The sequence below is a fragment of the Lacrimispora xylanisolvens genome (assembly GCF_002934545.1).
GTDB lineage: Bacteria > Bacillota > Clostridia > Lachnospirales > Lachnospiraceae > Lacrimispora > Lacrimispora xylanisolvens.
This window is the reverse complement of sequence record NZ_PTJA01000007.1, coordinates 84,748-103,096: the sequence shown is the minus strand read 5'-3', so window position 1 is coordinate 103,096 and position 18,349 is coordinate 84,748. Positions and strand designations below refer to the sequence as shown.

Genomic DNA, 18,349 nt, shown 5'->3' with positions numbered 1-18,349 from the left:
TGGATATTTATATCATTCCACTTGCGTGCTAAGATTAAGTGCAATAAAAGCAGCAAGGGAGGAATTATCCATGAATCAAACAAATAAGACCATTCACAAAGTTTCACTGACCGGGCTTTTTGCAGCCATGTCTTATGTGGTTTTCACATTTCTTCAGTTTAAAATAACACTTCCGGGAGGAGATGCCACTTCCATTCACTTAGGCAATGCTGTCTGTGTACTTGGTGCACTGCTTCTTGGCGGATTATATGGCGGTCTGGGCGGTGCCATCGGGATGACCATCGGTGATTTATTTGATCCGGTTTATATCATATATGCCCCAAAGACATTTGTTTTGAAATTGTGCATCGGACTGATTACAGGATTGGTTGCCCATAGGATCGGCAAGATCAATGAATCCAGTAACAGCAGGCACATTTTTAAGTGGACCATACTGGCGGCTGCCGCCGGACTTTTATTTAATGTGATATTTGATCCTGTGGTGGGATATTTTTACAAGCTTCTTATTCTTGGTAAACCGGCAGCAGACCTGGCTCTGGTTTACAACGTTGCTTCCACTTCCATCAATGCAGTCACATCGGGGATTGTATCTGTTCTGATCTATATGCCCCTTAGAAATGCGTTGGTGCGGTCAGGATTATTTTCCAGAATATCTTAGGAGCATTGGTATGACAAAAGAAAGTAAACAGAAAAAAATAGCTGCAATTCATGACCTTTCAGGCTATGGCCGCTGCTCCTTAACAGTGGCCATGCCAATTATATCTGCATTAAAGGTGCAGTGCTGTCCGGTTCCAACTTCCATATTATCCAATCACACCGGTTTTCCAACCTGTTTTTTCGATGATTATACCGATAAGATGCCTTTATTTCTGGAACAGTGGAAAAAACTGGATCTGGATTTTGATGGCATTTTTACTGGATTTTTAGGTTCCGAGGCTCAGATTGATATCGTTACTGATATGATCCGGAATTTTAAAACAGAAAAAACCATGGTTATTATTGATCCTATTATGGGTGACAACGGGAAGGCCTACCAGACCTATACGAAAGAGATGTGCGGCCGCATGAGAACCCTGGTAGAATCCGGTGATATCGTAACCCCGAACCTGACGGAAGCATGTATTCTCACTGGAAGGCAGTATCGCCCGACCGGCTGGACCAGAAAAGAACTGGCTGATATGGCACAGGAAATAATAAGCATGGGTCCTGGCTCGGCAGTCATTACAGGAGTGAGGGAAGGAGCCTTTGTCACCAATGTGGTGGCGGAAAAGGGCTTAGAGGTGAAGTATCTTAAGTCTTTAAAAGCTGGTAACGACAGACCTGGTACCGGAGATGTATTTGCCAGTATCATAGCAGCCCAGGCTGTCAAAGGTGTGCCTTTGCCGGAAAATGTAAAAAAAGCAGCCCATTTTGTGAAAAAGAGTATTCTTGTTTCGGATGAGCTGAATGTACCCATAGAGAATGGTGTTTGTTTTGAAGAGATCCTGTCTTTGCTTATTCGTCAGTAAAATCGGAAGAGAGATGGGGAATTTTAGGAAAAGGGCTTTTCTTTGCCCTTTTTTTGTAGTATAATCAACGGCAGATTATTATGCGGATTAGATTCGCAGAAAATATTGAGGAAAAACCAGGAGGAATACCATGTTAGATTTAAAGTTTGTAAGAGAAAATCCTGAAATTGTAAAGCAGAACATCAAAAATAAATTTCAGGACAGCAAGCTTGTGCTGGTTGATGAAGTAATTGAACTGGACGAGCAAAACCGCGCAGCAAAGCAGGAAGGAGATGCTTTAAGAGCGGAACGCAACAAACTTTCCAAACAGATCGGTGCCTTGATGGGACAGGGTAAGAAAGAAGAAGCAGAAGAGCTGAAGCGATTGGTAACCGATGCTTCTGACCATCTGGCTGAACTGGAGAAGAAGGAAAGCGAACTGGATGAAAAGATCAAAAAGATCATGATGACTATTCCTAATATTATAGATCCCAGTGTTCCGATTGGTAAGGATGACAGCGAGAACGTGGAAGTACAGCGCTACGGTGAGCCTGTAGTGCCGGAGTTTGATATCCCGTACCATGCAGAAATAATGGAAAGCTTTGACGGAATCGATCTTGACAGCGCAAGAAAGGTTGCAGGCAATGGTTTTTATTATCTGATGGGTGATATTGCAAGACTTCACTCCTCTGTCATTTCCTATGCAAGAGATTTTATGATTGACCGGGGCTTTACTTACTGCATCCCTCCTTTTATGATCCGCAGTGAAGTAGTGACCGGAGTTATGAGTTTTGCTGAGATGGATGCCATGATGTATAAAATAGAAGGAGAGGATCTGTATTTAATCGGTACCAGTGAACATTCCATGATCGGAAAATTTATTGATACCATCCTTCCTGAATCAAAGCTTCCTCAGACACTTACCAGCTATTCTCCTTGCTTTAGAAAAGAAAAGGGAGCTCATGGACTGGAGGAGCGCGGTGTTTACCGTATTCATCAGTTTGAGAAGCAGGAGATGATTGTTGTCTGCAAACCGGAAGAGAGCATGGACTGGTATGAGAAACTGTGGCAGAACACCGTTGATTTATTCAGAACTCTGGATATCCCGGTAAGAACCTTAGAATGCTGTTCCGGCGATCTTGCGGATTTAAAGGTAAAATCTGTGGACGTAGAAGCATGGTCTCCAAGACAGAAGAAATATTTTGAAGTTGGAAGCTGTTCCAATTTAGGAGATGCACAGGCAAGAAGATTAAAGATCCGTGTATCTGGTGAAGATGGTCAGAAATATTTTGCCCACACTCTGAATAATACAGTTGTTGCTCCGCCAAGAATGCTTATTGCCTTCCTGGAGAACAATTTACAGGCAGATGGAACTGTTAAGATTCCCGAGGCATTACAGCCATATATGGGCGGTATGAAAGCACTTGTACCAAAGAAGTAATAACGTTTAAGTCCGGCTTTTTAATAAGGTCGGACTCTTTTTGAAAAGGAGAGAACCGTCATGATTACCTTCAATCACTTCAATTTTAATGTACTTGATCTGGAAAAAAGTCTGAAATTTTATAAAGAAGCACTTGGTCTCTTTCCGGTACGGGAAAAGACGGCCGCGGATGGGTCCTTCCGCCTGGTTTATTTAGGAGATGGAAAAACTGATTTTACACTGGAACTGACTTATTTAACGGACCGCACAGAACCCTATAATCTTGGGGAATGTGAATTTCATCTTGCCTTTCATACCGATGAATATGAAGCGTGCTATAAAAAGCATAAGGAAATGGGTGTAATCTGTTTTGAGAATCCAGGAATGGGAATTTATTTTATCAGTGATCCGGACGGATACTGGCTGGAAATAGTTCCTGCTAAATAAGGAGAAATCAGGTGTTTATAACAGTAAACGGGATCCGGCTTCATTATGAAGTATCGGGCAGAGGACCGGCTGTGATTCTGGTCCATGGAAACGGGGAAGACCACAGGATCTTTAAAGAGACCATAGACCTGCTGGTTAATGATTTTACAGTCTATGCCCTGGACTCCAGAGGACATGGAAAAAGCTCCGGAAAAGAGAATATCAGTTACGATAAAATGGCAAAGGATGTGGCGGAGTTCATCCGGCTCATAGAACTGGACCGTCCTATTTACTGTGGATTCAGCGACGGAGGAATCATCGGGCTTGTGGCAGCGGTAACGTATCCCCGGCTCTTCTCCAGAATGGTGATTTGCGGTGCCAACGCCTATCCGGAAGGGATGAAACGCAGGTGGCTGATTCTGTTTGGGCTTCTTGGGTTTCTGTTTCGTGATCCCAAGGTTTTTATGATGTTAAACGAACCACAGCTATCCGGTAAGGAACTGGAACAGATTTCCATTCCAACTCTCATACTGGCTGGTGAAAGAGATATGGTACTCCCCTCTCATACGGAGTATCTGGCATCAAAGATTAAAACCAGTCTTTTAAGGATTCTGCCTGGGGAAACCCATGGAAGTTATGTAATTCACAGCAGAAAGCTTTATTTTTGTATGAAAAAATTTATCATGAACCGGGAGTAAGCGGAAACCTGATTATTTTTAAAGGGTGTAAAGAAAAAATACTTGACACCTTAAAAAAAGTATTGTATGATATCACAGGTGATGATATGGAGAAGATTGCAAGACAGGGACTTTTGTATGATTTCTACGGAGCTCTGCTGACAGAGCATCAAAGAAACATCTATGAAGATGTGGTATTATACGATTTATCCCTCAGTGAGATTGCACAGGAACACGGAATCAGCCGTCAGGGCGTTCATGATCTTGTAAAGCGATGTGATAAGATATTAGAGGGCTATGAAGAAAAGCTTCATCTGGTAGAAAAATTTGAAAAAACCAAGGGACTGGCAAGAGAAATCCGGAATTTAACGGCGCAGTTTGCCGAGACAAAGGATATGAGTCTGATCCATCGCATCGAAGAGATATCGGGCGAAATCATCGAGCTGGAAGCTCATTAGGAGGGCGTTAGATGGCTTTTGAGAGCTTATCCGATAAGTTACAGAATGTATTTAAGAATTTAAGAGGCAAAGGACGTTTGTCCGAAGCAGATGTAAAGACAGCCTTAAAAGAAGTTAAGATGGCTCTTTTGGAAGCAGATGTTAACTTTAAGGTAGTAAAACAGTTTATCAATGCTGTGCAGGAGAGAGCCATTGGACAGGATGTCCAGAACAGCCTTACTCCCGGCCAGATGGTAATAAAGATTGTTAATGAAGAACTTGTGAAACTCATGGGTTCTGAAACAACAGAAATAGAACTGAAGCCCGCAAGTGAGATTACAGTCATTTTGATGGCTGGTCTGCAGGGTGCAGGTAAGACAACGACCACAGCCAAGATTGCCGGTAAGTTAAAGGCAAAAGGAAGAAATCCACTTTTGGTTGCCTGTGACATTTATCGTCCTGCAGCCATTAAACAGCTGCAGATCAACGGTGAAAAGCAGGGCGTTCCCGTATTTTCCATGGGAGAAAACCAGAAGCCGGCTGATATTGCCAAGGCTTCCATGGCTTATGCAGCAAAGAATGGACAGAATGTTGTGATTCTTGATACAGCAGGCCGTCTTCATATTGATGAAGACATGATGAATGAGCTGATAGAAATAAAAGAAAGCGTTGAAGTTCATCAGACGATTCTGGTTGTTGATGCCATGACAGGACAGGATGCCGTGAATGTAGCCAGTATGTTCCATGATAAGATTGGAATTGACGGTGTCATCATAACGAAGCTGGATGGCGATACAAGAGGCGGTTCCGCATTATCCATCCGTGCTGTTACAGGTAAGCCGGTGCTTTATGTTGGTATGGGTGAAAAACTGTCCGATTTGGAGCAGTTTTATCCGGACCGTATGGCTTCCCGTATTTTAGGCATGGGAGATATCCTTTCTCTGATTGAAAAGGCAGAAACCCAGGTTGATGAAGAAAAAGCCAGAGAACTTTCCCAGAAGCTTAAAAAAGCAGAATTTGATTACAATGACTTTTTAGAGCAGATGACCCAGGTGAAAAACATGGGCGGTATGGCAAGCATTATGAGTATGATGCCTGGCATGGGACAGATGAAGGATATGGATATTGATGAAAAGGCCATGGACCGGGTGGAAGCAATTATCCTTTCAATGACGAACAAAGAACGGACCAATCCCGATTTAATGAAGAACGCGTCTAGAAAACAGCGGGTAGCAAAGGGTGCAGGGGTTGATATCAGTGAAGTGAACCGGATTGTAAAGCAGTTTGATCAGATGAAGAAGATGATGAAACAGCTGCCCGGAATGCTTGGCGGAGGAAAACGCCGCGGTGGCGCAGGACTCCTTGGAAAACTGAAATTACCGTTTTAATATTACTTTGATGTTAGCAAGGCAGATACCTGCGTCGCTATATATAAGTTTCACAATTTAAGATTTAAGGAGGTGAATTAGAACATGGCAGTAAAAATGAGATTAAAAAGAATGGGTCAGAAAAAGGCTCCTTTCTATAGAATTGTAGTTGCAGATTCCAGATCTCCCAGAGATGGCAGATTCATCGAAGAAGTTGGATACTATGATCCTACCACAGAACCAAGCGTAATCAAGTTTAACGAAGAGAACGCTAAAAAGTGGTTAGCAACAGGTGCTCAGCCAACAGAAGTTGTAAGCAAGCTTTTAAAGATCGCCGGTATCCAGTAGTGAGAGGTGAAGCATATGAAGGAATTAGTAGAAGTAATTGCAAGAGCACTGGTTGATAATCCAGATCATGTTGCTGTTACGGAGACTGTAAAAGACGATGAAATCGTCCTTGAACTTACGGTAGAACCTTCCGATATGGGTAAGGTAATTGGCAAACAGGGCAGAATAGCGAAAGCCATCCGCTCTGTTGTAAAAGCAGCAGCTTCCAAAGAAGATAAAAAAGTTACTGTTGAGATACAGTAACTTTTAAAAGACCGCCGACCTGTCGGGAAGACGGTCTTCTTTTGCTTTCATAAACCAAAGGTTTACGAAGCAGCGTCCAGAATTAAGCCGGATAGTAATATCCGGTTTCTTTTATATGATATGGAGAGACAAATGGATAATTTACTAAGAGTCGGAGTGATTTCTTCCACCCATGGGGTAAAGGGAGAAGTAAAGGTGTTTCCAACGACGGATGATTCCGCCCGTTTTAAACAGTTAAAGAAAGTGATTCTCGACACAGGCCGGGAACAGATGGATTTGGAAATTGAGGGAGTAAAATTCTTTAAAAATATGGTCATCCTGAAATTTAAGGGATATGATTCCATTGATGAAATTGAAAAATACAAGGGTAAAGATCTTTTAATCACAAGAGATCTGGCAGTAAAACTGGGCCCTGATGAAAACTTTATTATTGACCTGATCGGTCTTTTGGTGGTAAAAGACGATGGGGAAGAGCTGGGTACATTGACCGATGTAATTAAGACAGGAGCCAATGATGTCTATGAGGTCAAAATGACGGATGGCAGAGAGGTGCTTCTGCCTGCAATTAAAGAATGCGTTCTGAATGTGGATCTGGAGAAGAAAGTTGTAACGGTTCATATGATGGACGGGCTTCTGGACTAAGGATAGGGGTAGAAATAAAGAATGAATTATCATATATTGACGCTTTTTCCTGATATGGTCTTAAACGGTTTAAATACCAGCATTATCGGCAGAGCTGTAGAAAAAGGTCTGTTATCCATAGAAGCAATTGACATCAGAGACTATTCCACAGATAAGCACCACAGTGTGGATGATTATCCCTATGGAGGCGGAGCCGGAATGGTGATGCAGCCTATGCCCATATGCGAAGCTTACGACGATCTGTGTAATAAGATTGGCAAAAAGCCCCGTGTGATTTACATGACCCCCCAGGGAACCGTATTTAATCAGACCATCGCAGGAGAACTGGCAAAAGAAGAGGATCTGGTTTTTTTGTGCGGTCACTATGAGGGAATTGATGAGAGAGCATTGAATCTTGTTGCAACGGACTTCCTTTCCATCGGTGATTATGTGCTGACTGGCGGGGAACTCCCTGCCATGGTGATGATAGACTGTATCTCCCGTTTAATACCAGGCGTATTAAAGAATGAGACATCTGCCGAATTTGAATCCTTTCATGACAATCTCCTTGAGTATCCCCAGTATACCAGACCGGAGGAGTACAGGGGATTAAAGGTTCCGGAGGTTTTGTTGTCCGGACACCATAAAAATATTGACATCTGGAGACGGGAGCAATCCATTAAGCGGACTCTGGAGAGGAGACCGGATCTTTTAGAAGAAGCGGTACTGTCAAAAAAAGAAGTGGAATATTTAAATAAGCTTTTGAAAGAATTGGAAAACGGGGAGTAAATGAACGGTTCTAATGCGGAGAATGCTGCTATTATCAGCAACTCCGCATTTTTTATGGGAAAATCAGGTAATGATTACAGTACTTCACTATTTTTGCTTAATATAACAATATGTGTGACCGATAACTTAAAAGGAGGCTTTATCCAATAAATAAAGGAGTTTAGAAAATGCAGGAAGAACCAAATGTACCAGAAATAAATTACGGACAAGAGGACCAATGGGAAACTGAAAATAGGTGCGGAGCATGTGGGCATGGAGTAATCGACCGTTCTGAAAATGCAGATTCCGTGTTGTGCAGTGCCTGCCGGGAACGATTCATCCGCTACCCGGTTCCGAAACTTTTTATTGTTTTTTCAGCTATTATTATTGTTTTGTTGGGATTCGCTTTTATTCGCTTTCCCAAAGTTATTAAATCCTATAAAATATATGTAAAAGCAGAGGCCAAAGCTGCCAATGGGGATATCGTTGAAGCGATCCAGGGTCTGCATACTGTTGTGGAGCAATATCCGGGTTCCGTTCCTGTTGCAGTCCGGTTGACTGATATTGCCATGGATGGTGGATTTTATGATGATGCGTCGTATGTAATTTCCAACAATTTATCCGGGAAAAAAATGGAGGCAGATACCGTTGCCAGATTGAACCGGTACATAGATAAATTAGACAGATTCTTCAATACTTATGATACTGTTCAGAATATGCAATCTAAGCTGGAGGAGGCCAAATCTAAGGAAGAAGTATTAGAAACGGGCTATGATTATTTAAATCAGCTGCTAAGTGATCCGGAACAGGATAAGGCACTGGTTTATTATTACATGTCCATGTTTGCCCAAGATGCTGGCGAAGCCAGGAGCTGTCTTGAAAACTCCATTCAGGAAGATAATAACATGTTAGACGCAAAGGTTCAGTTAGCCACTCTGTCGCGGCGGCAGGGAGATTTACAATATGCGGAAAACTGCTATAACGAGGTGCTGCTTGCGGATAAAACCTACAGCTCAGCTTCCCGCGGACTTGCAATTATCAGGCTTTTGGAAGGAAAGAAAGAAGAAGGTCTGGATCTGGCTTCAAAAGCATATGAGCAGAATCCGGAAGGGGACTATGTGTGGGAAACTTATCTGATTGCGCTGAAAGAAAACGCAAAGAACGCGGATGCAGATGCACTTGTTAAAGAGTATGTTTCCAAGGGAAATGAATTAGATGCAGATTTTAAGAGTTATCTGGATGGGAACTTATCTCTCCATGAGTATTATATAGACGAATAAGGAGGAGGCCTTGCTATGTTTTTTGTTCCAGGTATCATTGTATCAGTTGTCACGTTTCCAGGTGTAATCATTCATGAACTTGCACACCAGATTTTTTGCCGCCTGATGAGGGTTCCGGTATATGAGGTGAAATATTTTCAGTTTTCTAATCCTTGTGGATATGTGCTGCATGAAGCAACACAGGATCCTCTCAAAACCTTTTTAATTTCTACAGGACCGTTTTTAATCAATACACTGATTGGTATGATCATTTTATCGCCAGCTGCCATAGATTTAATTATTTTTAAAGATTACTCAAATCCATTAAATCTATTATTGGGCTGGATCGGATTTTCCGCTCTTATGCATGCATTTCCCAGTACTGGTGACGCTAAGGTATTGGTAAATAACATACTGAAAAATAAAAATGTTAATGTGCTGGTTAAACTGATTGTTGCACCAGTAATTGGGCTGATCTATGTGGGAGCAATTGGCTCCGTTGTATGGTTAGATGCTATCTATGCAGCAGCCATTGCCATGATTATTCCCAACCTGTTCTTATTATTTTAACAGGATGAAGCTGAAACCACCCGGCATGTTTAGCCTCATTAACTTAAGGGAATAATAATCATTAAAAAAGGTTGCATTCGACAATCCTTTATGTTAAAATACAAAATGTTGTGATGAAAAGGCGATGGTCCTCTGTTACGGATTCCAGTATGAAGTATTAAGAACATCAAATAAAAATCAAGGAGGTTCACACAATGAACGAAATTATTAAGAATATTGAAGCAGCTCAGTTAAAGCAGACCGTACCGGTTTTCCACGTTGGTGATACTGTAAAAGTATACAACAAGATCAAAGAGGGAACCCGCGAAAGAATCCAGATTTTCGAAGGAACCGTTATCAAGAGACAGAACGGCGGAGCCAGAGAAACCTTTACTGTAAGAAAGAATTCTAACGGTATCGGCGTAGAGAAAACCTGGCCATTACATTCCCCTTCCGTAGACAACATTGAAGTTGTAAGAAAGGGTAAAGTAAGAAGAGCGAAACTGAATTACTTAAGAGACAGAGTTGGTAAGGCTGCTAAGGTCAAAGAACTGGTTAAATAATTCCGGAACATTTGAGAGGGACAATGTAAATTGTCCCTTTCTTTAGTAGGTGGGGTATCATAATGGATTTTTATCATAGTGAAGATAATAACAGGCTCCGCCATTTTGTCAACTGGATCGTTGACATCGTTGTAGTGATTGCATTTGCATGGTTTCTGGTCTATGCTTATGGAACTCAGATCGTTATTGCGGGACATTCCATGCTTCCCCTTTTTGCGTCTGGCGATGTTGTATTAATGGATCGCCTGTCCTATGATTTTGGGAAGCCCGACCGGTTTGATGTGGTTGTGTTTCAAAGAGAAGACCAGAAGATGAATGTAAAGCGTATCGTTGGACTGCCAGGAGAGACGGTGCAGATTAAGAACGATGAGATCTATATTAATGGCGAAAAGTTAGAAGAACCGGCAGGACTTGGCCGGATATCCCTGGCGGGGCTGGCTGAAAAGCCAATGAAGCTGGGTGAAGAGGAATATTTTTTATTAGGAGATAACCGGGACAGCAGTGAAGACAGCCGTTTTTCCAATATCGGAAATGTAAGCGGCAGTCAGATCAAAGGGAAAATATGGTTACGTATGCTGCCCTTAGTAAAGTTGGAATTAATTCGTTCGAAATAGAGGAATGTTATGAATATACAATGGTATCCAGGTCATATGACCAAAGCCAAAAGGGCAATGAAAGAAGATATCAAATTAATTGATTTGATTATCGAACTGGTAGATGCAAGAGTGCCTTTAAGCAGCCGAAATCCGGATATTGATGATCTGGGCGCGGGAAAAGCCCGTCTGGTTCTGCTGAATAAATCGGATCTTGCAGACGAACGGTGTAACAATGCATGGGCGTCTTATTTCGAAGAAAAAGGATGCCACGTTGTAAAAGTGAATTCAAAAAGTGGTGCAGGCTTAAAATCAATCAATGGTGTTGTTTTGGAAGCCTGTAAGGAAAAGATTGAACGGGACAGGAGAAGGGGGATTTTAAACCGACCGGTACGTGCCATGGTAGTGGGAATCCCCAATGTGGGGAAATCCACATTTATTAACTCCTTTGCAGGCAAAGCCTGTGCAAAGACCGGCAATAAACCAGGTGTTACAAAGGGGAATCAATGGATCCGCCTGAACAAAAGCCTGGAACTTCTTGATACACCCGGAATCCTGTGGCCAAGATTTGAAGATCAGCAGGTGGGGATCCGTCTTGCTCTCATTGGTTCTATCAATGATGAGATCTTAAATAAAGAAGAGCTTGCCATGGAACTGATCCGTTTTTTAATGAGCTCCTATCCTCAGGTGTTGTCGGAGCGTTATGACCTGTCTGCGGAAGATCCCCTGGAGGGCCTGATGCAGATCGCCAGAGCCAGAGCTTGTCTTGCAAGAGGCGGGGAACTGGATTTAAACCGGGCATCCAATCTGCTGATTGAGGATTTCAGAAGCGGTAAATTAGGACGTCTCACTCTTGAGACTCCGCAGCAATCATAAGAATACATCCATGGACCGGCTCATTTTCAGAGCAGGTCCATGTTTTTAATGAAATTACTGGAGAGAATAAGATGAGAAAATTAACGGAAGAGAAACGGTTAGAAGAGCTGAAACGATTGGAAGTAATGAAGGAATTTGAACGGGAATATGAGGCTCATGTACTGGTTTGCGGAATTGACGAAGCCGGAAGGGGACCTTTAGCCGGACCTGTGGTTGCCGGAGCGGTTATTTTACCCAGAGATTGTGAAATCCTTTTTCTCAATGATTCCAAAAAGCTGTCTGAGAAACGCAGGGAAGCTTTGTTTGAAGAAATACAGGAAAAAGCACTGGCAATCGGGCTTGGAGTGGCAGGTCCGGACCGGATTGATGAGATCAATATTTTACAGGCAACTTATGAAGCCATGAGAACAGCAGTTTCCAAGCTGGGAATGCTGCCGGAGGTTTTATTAAATGATGCGGTGACCATTCCGGGTCTTACGATTCCCCAGATTCCCATTGTGAAAGGGGATGGAAAAAGTGTGTCAATCGCAGCTGCCAGTATTATGGCAAAAGTAACCAGAGATCATATGATGGAAGAGTATGATAAACTTTTCCCTCAATATGGTTTCGCAAAGCATAAGGGATATGGCACAGGCGCCCATATCGCGGCGCTGAGGGAGTTTGGCCCCTGCCCCATACACAGACGGAGTTTTATTAAGAATTTCGTGTCTGGGGAGAATTGTGAATAAGAGAGAGACCGGATCCAGGTTTGAAGAGATCGCTGCAGATTATTTACAGCATGCCGGCTATGAGATTCTGGAGCGGAATTACCGGGATCGGTCAGGAGAAATTGACTTAATAGCGAAAGATGGAAGCTATTATGTTTTTGTAGAGGTGAAATACCGGGAAAATGCCAACATGGGTGACCCTGCTGAAGCGGTGGATGCAAGAAAGCAGCTGAAAATCAGGAATACAGCCAGACGGTATTTATATAGGAACCGGTTAGGGGAATCTGTCCCTTGCAGGTTTGATGTAGTGGCCATCTTAGGTCAGGAAATCCGATTGATTTCGGATGCATTTTAAAGGAGGTGCTGGAATGAGTGTTATATGGAAGCGTAAAAATATAAAACCGGGAATGAATTATATGGAGTCAGATCCGGTGCCTTATTTATCCTTTCCTATGCTGGAAAAGACAGGAATGGTGATCCAGGGATTTTCCACAAAGCTTGGGGGAGTCAGTCAGGGCAAATTTGCAACCCTTAATTTTACATTTACAAGAGGAGATAATCCGGATCACGTAATGGAGAATTACAGGAGAATGGCTGCAGTACTTGGGGTGGATGAAAAAAGGATGGTTTTGTCTTATCAGACCCATACCACCAACGTCCGTCTTGTTACGGAGGAGGATGCAGGCAAGGGAATCGGTAAGGAAAGAGATTATAAAGATATAGACGGGCTTATTACCAATGTCCCGGGTATTACTCTGGTCACTTTTTTTGCAGACTGTGTTCCTCTATATTTCCTGGATCCTGTACACAAAGCCATTGGACTCAGCCATTCGGGCTGGAGAGGTACTGTAAGCCGTATGGGGGCAGTGACCATTGAAAAAATGAAGGAAGCTTTTGGAACCAGAGCAGAAGATTTACTTGTCTGTATTGGTCCCAGTATCTGCGGAGACTGTTATGAGGTGGGGGAAGAGGTTGCCCTGGAATTTAAAAAGGCATTTGCGAAAGAGAACTGGAATCAGATCCTTCGGGAAAAAGACAATGGCAAGTTCCTGCTGGATTTGTGGAAGGCCAATGAGATTCTGTTAAAAGAGGCAGGCGTGAAGCCGGAACACATACAGACAACCGATATCTGTACCCACTGCAATTCAGATTATCTGTTTTCCCACCGTACCTGCGGTAATGAAAGAGGGAATCTGGCAGCATTTCTGAGTTTAAAAGAATAGAGATATAAAAATCCGGAAGAACATTTGAATTCTTCCGGATTTCTATTCCATAAAACAACTGGCTTATGCTTTGTATTTTTTCAGCAGCTGCTGAATCTTATCCGTTGAGGATAATGCTGTACTAATAGATACATCGTGGTTTAAGGAATTTACAATTGCGGCGATATACTTGCTGATGTCGGCTTCTACATACCACTCTCTGTTAAACAGCTCACTGGGACGGTAATTTAAGTTTGTGGTCACAACTCTGTCGATGTATCCTTTTCTGTAAAAGTCATCAAACTTATCAAGACCATTGGTAAACAGACCGAAGGTGCAGCATACAATGACCTTGTCTGCTTTGCGCTCTTTTAATTCCCTGGCAGTATCCAACATGCTTTCTCCCGATGAAATCATATCATCTACGATCAGCACTGTTTTTCCTTCTACGGAGGCACCGAGGAACTCATGGGCTACGATGGGGTTGCGTCCGCCTACAACCTTGGAATAATCTCTTCGTTTGTAGAACATACCCATATCCACGCTTAAGTTGTTGGCAAGGTATACGGCACGGTCCATGGCGCCTTCATCAGGGCTGATAACCATCATGTGTTCTTTGTCAATCTTTAAATCAGGGTATTGTCTTAATACTGCTTTAATAAACTGGTATGTGGGCATGAAATTGTCAAAGCCGTTTAATGGGATGGCGTTCTGCACTCTGGGATCATGGGCATCAAAGGTAATGATATTGCTTACTCCCATATTCACCAGTTCTTCTAATGCCATTGCACAGTCAAGGGATTCCCGTTTGGTTCTCTTGTGCTGGCGGCTTTCATATAGAAATGGCATAATTACGCTTACTCTGTGGGCTGTTGCTGTACATGCACCGAGAATACGCTTTAAATCCTGAAAATGATCGTCAGGAGACATGTGGTTTGTATATCCGTTCACTGTATAGGATATGCTGTAATTAGTAACATCTACCATCGCGAAAACATCAGTACCCCGGACGGATTCCTTGACGATTCCTTTCGCTTCGCCGCTTCCAAAGCGAGGACACTCGCAGTTTAGAAGATATGAGTCGATATCGTAACCGCGGTAATGAAGATCTGCCTCACGGCGCTTTAATTCCTCGATATCGTTTCTGCGAAAACCGACAATATGGTCATTTACCTTCCTGGCCAGTTCCCCGCAGCTTTCCAGCGCTGCGATCTTTAGGGGAGCAACAGGTAGCTGGTCGTTAAATACATAATCATTTGCCATGACAAAGATTCCTCCATAATAAATGAACAGCCAGTCGTAAGACTGCCTGTTTTATAATCTTACATCTTTTTATACCATTGAATGACAGAATGCGTCAATAGTCTTTCCTGTATTTCAGTGAAAAAAACAAAAAACGCTTCCTTTACAAAGAGTGACAATCTTGTTATGATATAAAAGATAGCTGCAGAAAGGTAAATATAGAAATGAGCAAAAGAGGACATGTTATAAAAGCTGTAGACACCGGTTCTATTGCAGAAGAACTGGAACTGGAACCAGGAGATGAAGTTCTTTCCATCGACGGACATGAACTGGAAGACATCTTCGATTATGAGTATTATGTAAACAGTGAATCCATTCTTATGACCGTAAGGAAGAAAAACGGAGAAGAGTGGGAATTAGAAATAGAGAACCAATATGAAGATTTAGGTCTTACCTTCGAGAATGGTCTGATGAGTGAGTACCGTACCTGCAGGAATAACTGCATTTTCTGCTTTATTGACCAGATGCCTCCTGGAATGAGGGATACCCTTTATTTTAAAGACGACGATTCCAGGCTTTCATTCTTACAGGGAAACTATGTCACTTTAACCAACATGAGTGAACACGATATTGCGCGGATCATAGAGTTTAAACTGGCACCGATTAATATATCAGTACACACCACAAACCCGGAGTTAAGATGCAGGATGCTTCATAACCGGTTTGCGGGAGAAGCCCTTTCAAAGATTGACCGGCTGTATGAGGCAGGAGTATCCATGAATGGGCAGATTGTGCTCTGCAAAGGGGTGAATGACAAAGAAGAACTGGAACGAACCATAAGTGATTTGTCAAAGTATCTGCCCTACATGGAAAGCGTCTCCATTGTGCCGGTAGGCGTATCCAAATTCAGAGACGGTCTGTTTCCATTAAGCCCCATTGAGAAAGAGGATGCCGTATCCGTTTTAGAGATCGTGGAACGATGGCAGAAAAAGCTTTATAAAGAATATGGCAGCCATTTTATCCATGCCAGTGATGAGTTTTACATTTTGGCTGAGAGGCCTATGCCGGAGGAAACAAGATATGACGGCTATATTCAGCTGGAGAACGGCGTGGGTATGCTGCGGCTTTTAGAGACTGAGGTGAAAGATGCCCTGAAAGAAGAAGCGGCAGTTGATGCAGCAGAGGAACTTTCCATTGCCACGGGAACCCTTGCAGCCCCATTTATTGAGCAGCATGCACGACTGGTAAGTGATAAGTTCCCGGGACGAACCATTCATGTCTACCCCATTGTCAATCATTTCTTTGGGGAGCAGATTACCGTTGCGGGTTTAATTACCGGTCAGGATTTGATTGCCCAGCTGAAGGGAAAACCACTTGGGAAGAGACTTCTCCTCCCTGAGTGTATGTTTCGCAGCGGAGAAGAGGTATTTCTTGATGATCTGACCCGTCAGGATGTACAAAATGCTTTACAAGTACAGGTAGATATTGTAAAATCAAGCGGTCAGGATTTCGTTAACGCTGTTTTAGGATACGTAAATAATAAAAAACCTTCTTATGACGGATATGAATTAAAGGAGATATAATATATGAGTAAACCAGTAGTAGCCATCGTAGGCCGCCCCAATGTGGGAAAGTCTACGCTGTTTAATGTTTTAGCCGGTGAGACCATTTCCATTGTAAAGGATACACCGGGAGTGACCAGAGACCGTATTTATGCTGACTGTACCTGGCTGAATATGAATTTTACCCTGATTGATACAGGCGGAATTGAACCGGACAGCAGCGATGTCATTCTTTCCCAGATGAGGGAACAGGCAGAGATTGCCATTGCTACAGCAGATGTTATCGTATTTATTGTGGATGTACGCCAGGGTCTGGTAGATGCGGATTCAAAGGTGGCAGATATGCTTCGCAAATCCAAAAAACCGGTTGTTCTTGCAGTGAATAAGGTAGACAGCTTCCAGAAGTTTGGCAATGATGTATATGAATTTTATAATCTGGGAATCGGAGATCCCATTCCGGTATCAGCAGCTTCCAGACTGGGATTAGGTGATCTGCTTGATGAGGTTGCCAAGCATTTCGGCACATTCCAGGCAGAAGAGGAAGATGATGACCGCCCAAGAATTGCCATTGTGGGAAAACCAAATGTTGGTAAATCTTCTATAATTAATCAGCTTCTGGGTGAAAACCGGGTTATCGTATCCAATATTGCAGGAACCACCAGAGATGCCGTAGATACGGAGATCGTCCATAATGGCACGGAATACGTATTTATTGATACGGCCGGACTGAGAAGAAAGAGTAAAATCAAAGAAGAACTGGAGCGTTACAGCATAATCCGTACTGTAACAGCTGTCGAGCGGGCCGATGTGGTGGTAGTTGTAATTGACGCAGAAGAGGGCGTTACCGAACAGGATGCCAAGATCGCAGGAATTGCCCATGAACGGGGCAAGGGAATTATTGTGGCTGTGAACAAGTGGGATGCCATTGAGAAAAATGACAAGACCATTTATGAATACACCAAAAAGATTAAAGATACTCTTTCCTTTATGCCTTATGCGGAATTTATCTTTATCTCAGCTAAGACCGGACAGAGAATGAGTAAATTGTTTGAATTGATCGATATGGTTCGTGAGAATCAGACTCTTCGTGTAGCAACCGGAGTTTTAAACGAAATTATGACGGAAGCAGTCGCTCTTCAGCAGCCGCCTTCGGATAAAGGCAAGCGTCTCAGACTTTATTATATGACCCAGGTAGCCGTTAAGCCGCCGACCTTTGTCATCTTTATAAACGATAAAGAACTCACCCATTTCTCCTACACAAGATATCTTGAGAACAAGATCAGGGATGCGTTTGGATTTAAGGGAACCTCCTTAAAATTTATTTATAGAGAGCGGAGCGGAAAGGAACAATAATTATGGAAAGAATGATCTGCCTTATTGCAGGATACCTTTGCGGACTGTTGCAATCCGGTTATTTTTACGGGAAAACACATAAAATTGATATCAGAAAATACGGAAGCGGAAATTCCGGCACCACCAATGCGCTGCGGGTTATGGGACCAAAAGCAGGAGCTGTGGTCTTTTTCGGTGATTTTTTAAAGTCGTTGCTTCCCTGCCTGGCAGTCCGTCTGGTGTTTCAGAATCAGCCGGAGATGATTTATCTTTTGATTTTGTATACCGGTTTTGGTGTCATTCTGGGTCATAATTATCCCTTCTATCTGCAGTTTAAAGGTGGAAAGGGAATTGCGGCCACAGCAGGTCTTATTATGGCGGCAGATTTAAGAATGACGCTCCTGTGTCTGACTTCTTTTATATTAATTGTGTTAATTACGAGATACGTATCTCTTGGTTCACTGGTTGTAGCAACTATATTCCTTATCTGGATGTGTGTATTTGGATCCATGGGCGCATACGGAATTGGTCAGAATCTTCTGCCGGAATTTTACATAGTTGCGGCTTTAATCAGCGGTCAGGCGTTCTGGCGCCACCGGGCGAATATCGGCAGACTGATTCATGGCAAAGAAAATAAAATATCTTTTGGATCCGGAAAAACAAAATGAGG

Annotated in this window: 23 protein-coding genes; 22 read left to right on the top strand and 1 reads right to left on the bottom strand. The window is 42.8% G+C overall.

Going from position 1 to position 18,349, the window contains the following annotated elements:
• Positions 1-70 precede the first annotated feature (70 nt).
• From BXY41_RS14140 to pgeF, 19 genes are all read left to right on the top strand, one after another.
• On the top strand, positions 71-658 hold the full coding sequence (locus BXY41_RS14140) for an ECF transporter S component (RefSeq protein ID WP_104437510.1): 588 nt from the start codon (positions 71-73) through the stop codon (positions 656-658).
• 10 nt (positions 659-668) lie between these two features.
• The gene (locus BXY41_RS14135) at positions 669-1,508 is read left to right on the top strand and encodes a pyridoxamine kinase (protein WP_104437509.1); all 840 of its coding nucleotides are present in this window, start codon (positions 669-671) and stop codon (positions 1,506-1,508) included.
• Positions 1,509-1,638: 130 nt separating this feature from the next.
• Positions 1,639-2,928, top strand: coding sequence for a serine--tRNA ligase (gene serS / locus BXY41_RS14130; protein WP_104437508.1), 1,290 nt, complete (start codon positions 1,639-1,641; stop codon positions 2,926-2,928).
• A gap of 60 nt (positions 2,929-2,988) precedes the next feature.
• Positions 2,989-3,354 (top strand): VOC family protein, encoded by a 366-nt coding sequence (locus BXY41_RS14125; protein WP_104437507.1) that lies wholly within the window; start codon positions 2,989-2,991, stop codon positions 3,352-3,354.
• A gap of 11 nt (positions 3,355-3,365) precedes the next feature.
• The gene (locus BXY41_RS14120; RefSeq protein WP_104437506.1) at positions 3,366-4,031 is read left to right on the top strand and encodes an alpha/beta fold hydrolase; all 666 of its coding nucleotides are present in this window, start codon (positions 3,366-3,368) and stop codon (positions 4,029-4,031) included.
• Between the two features lie 86 nt (positions 4,032-4,117).
• Complete coding sequence (ylxM, locus tag BXY41_RS14115; protein ID WP_104437664.1) at positions 4,118-4,468, top strand: YlxM family DNA-binding protein; 351 nt, start codon at positions 4,118-4,120, stop codon at positions 4,466-4,468.
• A gap of 11 nt (positions 4,469-4,479) precedes the next feature.
• Entirely contained in the window at positions 4,480-5,835 is a 1,356-nt protein-coding gene (gene ffh / locus BXY41_RS14110; protein WP_104437505.1) for a signal recognition particle protein, read from the top strand.
• A gap of 84 nt (positions 5,836-5,919) precedes the next feature.
• Positions 5,920-6,162 carry a 30S ribosomal protein S16 gene (gene rpsP, locus BXY41_RS14105; protein ID WP_104437504.1) on the top strand — a complete coding sequence of 81 codons (243 nt, stop codon included), beginning with the start codon at positions 5,920-5,922 and terminating at the stop codon, positions 6,160-6,162.
• A 15-nt stretch (positions 6,163-6,177) separates the two neighbouring features.
• The gene (locus tag BXY41_RS14100; RefSeq protein WP_104437503.1) at positions 6,178-6,405 is read left to right on the top strand and encodes a KH domain-containing protein; all 228 of its coding nucleotides are present in this window, start codon (positions 6,178-6,180) and stop codon (positions 6,403-6,405) included.
• A 132-nt stretch (positions 6,406-6,537) separates the two neighbouring features.
• Positions 6,538-7,047 carry a ribosome maturation factor RimM gene (rimM, locus tag BXY41_RS14095; RefSeq protein ID WP_104437502.1) on the top strand — a complete coding sequence of 170 codons (510 nt, stop codon included), beginning with the start codon at positions 6,538-6,540 and terminating at the stop codon, positions 7,045-7,047.
• Between the two features lie 21 nt (positions 7,048-7,068).
• The gene (gene trmD, locus BXY41_RS14090; RefSeq protein WP_104437501.1) at positions 7,069-7,815 is read left to right on the top strand and encodes a tRNA (guanosine(37)-N1)-methyltransferase TrmD; all 747 of its coding nucleotides are present in this window, start codon (positions 7,069-7,071) and stop codon (positions 7,813-7,815) included.
• A 167-nt stretch (positions 7,816-7,982) separates the two neighbouring features.
• Complete coding sequence (locus BXY41_RS14085) at positions 7,983-9,074, top strand: tetratricopeptide repeat protein (protein WP_104437500.1); 1,092 nt, start codon at positions 7,983-7,985, stop codon at positions 9,072-9,074.
• A gap of 15 nt (positions 9,075-9,089) precedes the next feature.
• Complete coding sequence (locus BXY41_RS14080; RefSeq protein ID WP_104437499.1) at positions 9,090-9,623, top strand: metalloprotease family protein; 534 nt, start codon at positions 9,090-9,092, stop codon at positions 9,621-9,623.
• A gap of 194 nt (positions 9,624-9,817) precedes the next feature.
• On the top strand, positions 9,818-10,165 hold the full coding sequence (gene rplS, locus BXY41_RS14075) for a 50S ribosomal protein L19 (protein WP_104437498.1): 348 nt from the start codon (positions 9,818-9,820) through the stop codon (positions 10,163-10,165).
• 62 nt (positions 10,166-10,227) lie between these two features.
• The gene (gene lepB, locus BXY41_RS14070; protein ID WP_104437497.1) at positions 10,228-10,779 is read left to right on the top strand and encodes a signal peptidase I; all 552 of its coding nucleotides are present in this window, start codon (positions 10,228-10,230) and stop codon (positions 10,777-10,779) included.
• Between the two features lie 9 nt (positions 10,780-10,788).
• On the top strand, positions 10,789-11,634 hold the full coding sequence (ylqF, locus tag BXY41_RS14065; RefSeq protein WP_104437496.1) for a ribosome biogenesis GTPase YlqF: 846 nt from the start codon (positions 10,789-10,791) through the stop codon (positions 11,632-11,634).
• Positions 11,635-11,705: 71 nt separating this feature from the next.
• Positions 11,706-12,362, top strand: coding sequence for a ribonuclease HII (rnhB, locus tag BXY41_RS14060; RefSeq protein WP_104437495.1), 657 nt, complete (start codon positions 11,706-11,708; stop codon positions 12,360-12,362).
• On the top strand, positions 12,355-12,696 hold the full coding sequence (locus tag BXY41_RS14055; protein WP_104437494.1) for a YraN family protein: 342 nt from the start codon (positions 12,355-12,357) through the stop codon (positions 12,694-12,696). The genes rnhB and BXY41_RS14055 overlap by 8 nt, the downstream gene beginning before the upstream one ends.
• A gap of 13 nt (positions 12,697-12,709) precedes the next feature.
• A complete protein-coding gene (gene pgeF / locus BXY41_RS14050; RefSeq protein ID WP_104437493.1) occupies positions 12,710-13,564 on the top strand; it encodes a peptidoglycan editing factor PgeF in 855 nt (284 codons plus the stop codon).
• A gap of 63 nt (positions 13,565-13,627) precedes the next feature.
• Here the strand turns inward: pgeF and BXY41_RS14045 are convergent, their stop codons facing one another.
• The gene (locus BXY41_RS14045; protein WP_104437492.1) at positions 13,628-14,806 is read right to left on the bottom strand and encodes a ribose-phosphate pyrophosphokinase; all 1,179 of its coding nucleotides are present in this window, start codon (positions 14,804-14,806) and stop codon (positions 13,628-13,630) included.
• A gap of 203 nt (positions 14,807-15,009) precedes the next feature.
• Between BXY41_RS14045 and BXY41_RS14040 the strand changes: the two genes are divergently transcribed.
• The 3 genes from BXY41_RS14040 to plsY are packed head-to-tail and all read left to right on the top strand — an operon-like array spanning position 15,010 to position 18,347.
• On the top strand, positions 15,010-16,368 hold the full coding sequence (locus BXY41_RS14040; protein WP_104437491.1) for a DUF512 domain-containing protein: 1,359 nt from the start codon (positions 15,010-15,012) through the stop codon (positions 16,366-16,368).
• Positions 16,369-16,371: 3 nt separating this feature from the next.
• Positions 16,372-17,700, top strand: a complete 1,329-nt coding sequence (gene der / locus BXY41_RS14035; RefSeq protein ID WP_104437490.1) for a ribosome biogenesis GTPase Der — start codon at positions 16,372-16,374, stop codon at positions 17,698-17,700.
• 2 nt (positions 17,701-17,702) lie between these two features.
• On the top strand, positions 17,703-18,347 hold the full coding sequence (plsY, locus tag BXY41_RS14030; RefSeq protein ID WP_104437489.1) for a glycerol-3-phosphate 1-O-acyltransferase PlsY: 645 nt from the start codon (positions 17,703-17,705) through the stop codon (positions 18,345-18,347).
• Positions 18,348-18,349: the final 2 nt, after the last annotated feature.

Excerpts from the sequence above, each read along its gene's own strand:
- BXY41_RS14140 (WP_104437510.1), top strand. The coding sequence starts at position 71 with ATGAATCAAACAAATAAGACCATTCACAAAGTTTCACTGACCGGGCTT.
- BXY41_RS14135 (WP_104437509.1), top strand. The coding sequence starts at position 669 with ATGACAAAAGAAAGTAAACAGAAAAAAATAGCTGCAATTCATGACCTT.
- serS (WP_104437508.1), top strand. The coding sequence starts at position 1,639 with ATGTTAGATTTAAAGTTTGTAAGAGAAAATCCTGAAATTGTAAAGCAG.
- BXY41_RS14125 (WP_104437507.1), top strand. The coding sequence starts at position 2,989 with ATGATTACCTTCAATCACTTCAATTTTAATGTACTTGATCTGGAAAAA.
- ylxM (WP_104437664.1), top strand. The coding sequence starts at position 4,118 with ATGGAGAAGATTGCAAGACAGGGACTTTTGTATGATTTCTACGGAGCT.
- ffh (WP_104437505.1), top strand. The coding sequence starts at position 4,480 with ATGGCTTTTGAGAGCTTATCCGATAAGTTACAGAATGTATTTAAGAAT.
- rpsP (WP_104437504.1), top strand. The coding sequence starts at position 5,920 with ATGGCAGTAAAAATGAGATTAAAAAGAATGGGTCAGAAAAAGGCTCCT.
- BXY41_RS14100 (WP_104437503.1), top strand. The coding sequence starts at position 6,178 with ATGAAGGAATTAGTAGAAGTAATTGCAAGAGCACTGGTTGATAATCCA.
- rimM (WP_104437502.1), top strand. The coding sequence starts at position 6,538 with ATGGATAATTTACTAAGAGTCGGAGTGATTTCTTCCACCCATGGGGTA.
- trmD (WP_104437501.1), top strand. The coding sequence starts at position 7,069 with ATGAATTATCATATATTGACGCTTTTTCCTGATATGGTCTTAAACGGT.
- BXY41_RS14085 (WP_104437500.1), top strand. The coding sequence starts at position 7,983 with ATGCAGGAAGAACCAAATGTACCAGAAATAAATTACGGACAAGAGGAC.
- BXY41_RS14080 (WP_104437499.1), top strand. The coding sequence starts at position 9,090 with ATGTTTTTTGTTCCAGGTATCATTGTATCAGTTGTCACGTTTCCAGGT.
- rplS (WP_104437498.1), top strand. The coding sequence starts at position 9,818 with ATGAACGAAATTATTAAGAATATTGAAGCAGCTCAGTTAAAGCAGACC.
- lepB (WP_104437497.1), top strand. The coding sequence starts at position 10,228 with ATGGATTTTTATCATAGTGAAGATAATAACAGGCTCCGCCATTTTGTC.
- ylqF (WP_104437496.1), top strand. The coding sequence starts at position 10,789 with ATGAATATACAATGGTATCCAGGTCATATGACCAAAGCCAAAAGGGCA.
- rnhB (WP_104437495.1), top strand. The coding sequence starts at position 11,706 with ATGAGAAAATTAACGGAAGAGAAACGGTTAGAAGAGCTGAAACGATTG.
- pgeF (WP_104437493.1), top strand. The coding sequence starts at position 12,710 with ATGAGTGTTATATGGAAGCGTAAAAATATAAAACCGGGAATGAATTAT.
- BXY41_RS14045 (WP_104437492.1), bottom strand. The coding sequence starts at position 14,806 with ATGGCAAATGATTATGTATTTAACGACCAGCTACCTGTTGCTCCCCTA.
- BXY41_RS14040 (WP_104437491.1), top strand. The coding sequence starts at position 15,010 with ATGAGCAAAAGAGGACATGTTATAAAAGCTGTAGACACCGGTTCTATT.
- der (WP_104437490.1), top strand. The coding sequence starts at position 16,372 with ATGAGTAAACCAGTAGTAGCCATCGTAGGCCGCCCCAATGTGGGAAAG.
- plsY (WP_104437489.1), top strand. The coding sequence starts at position 17,703 with ATGGAAAGAATGATCTGCCTTATTGCAGGATACCTTTGCGGACTGTTG.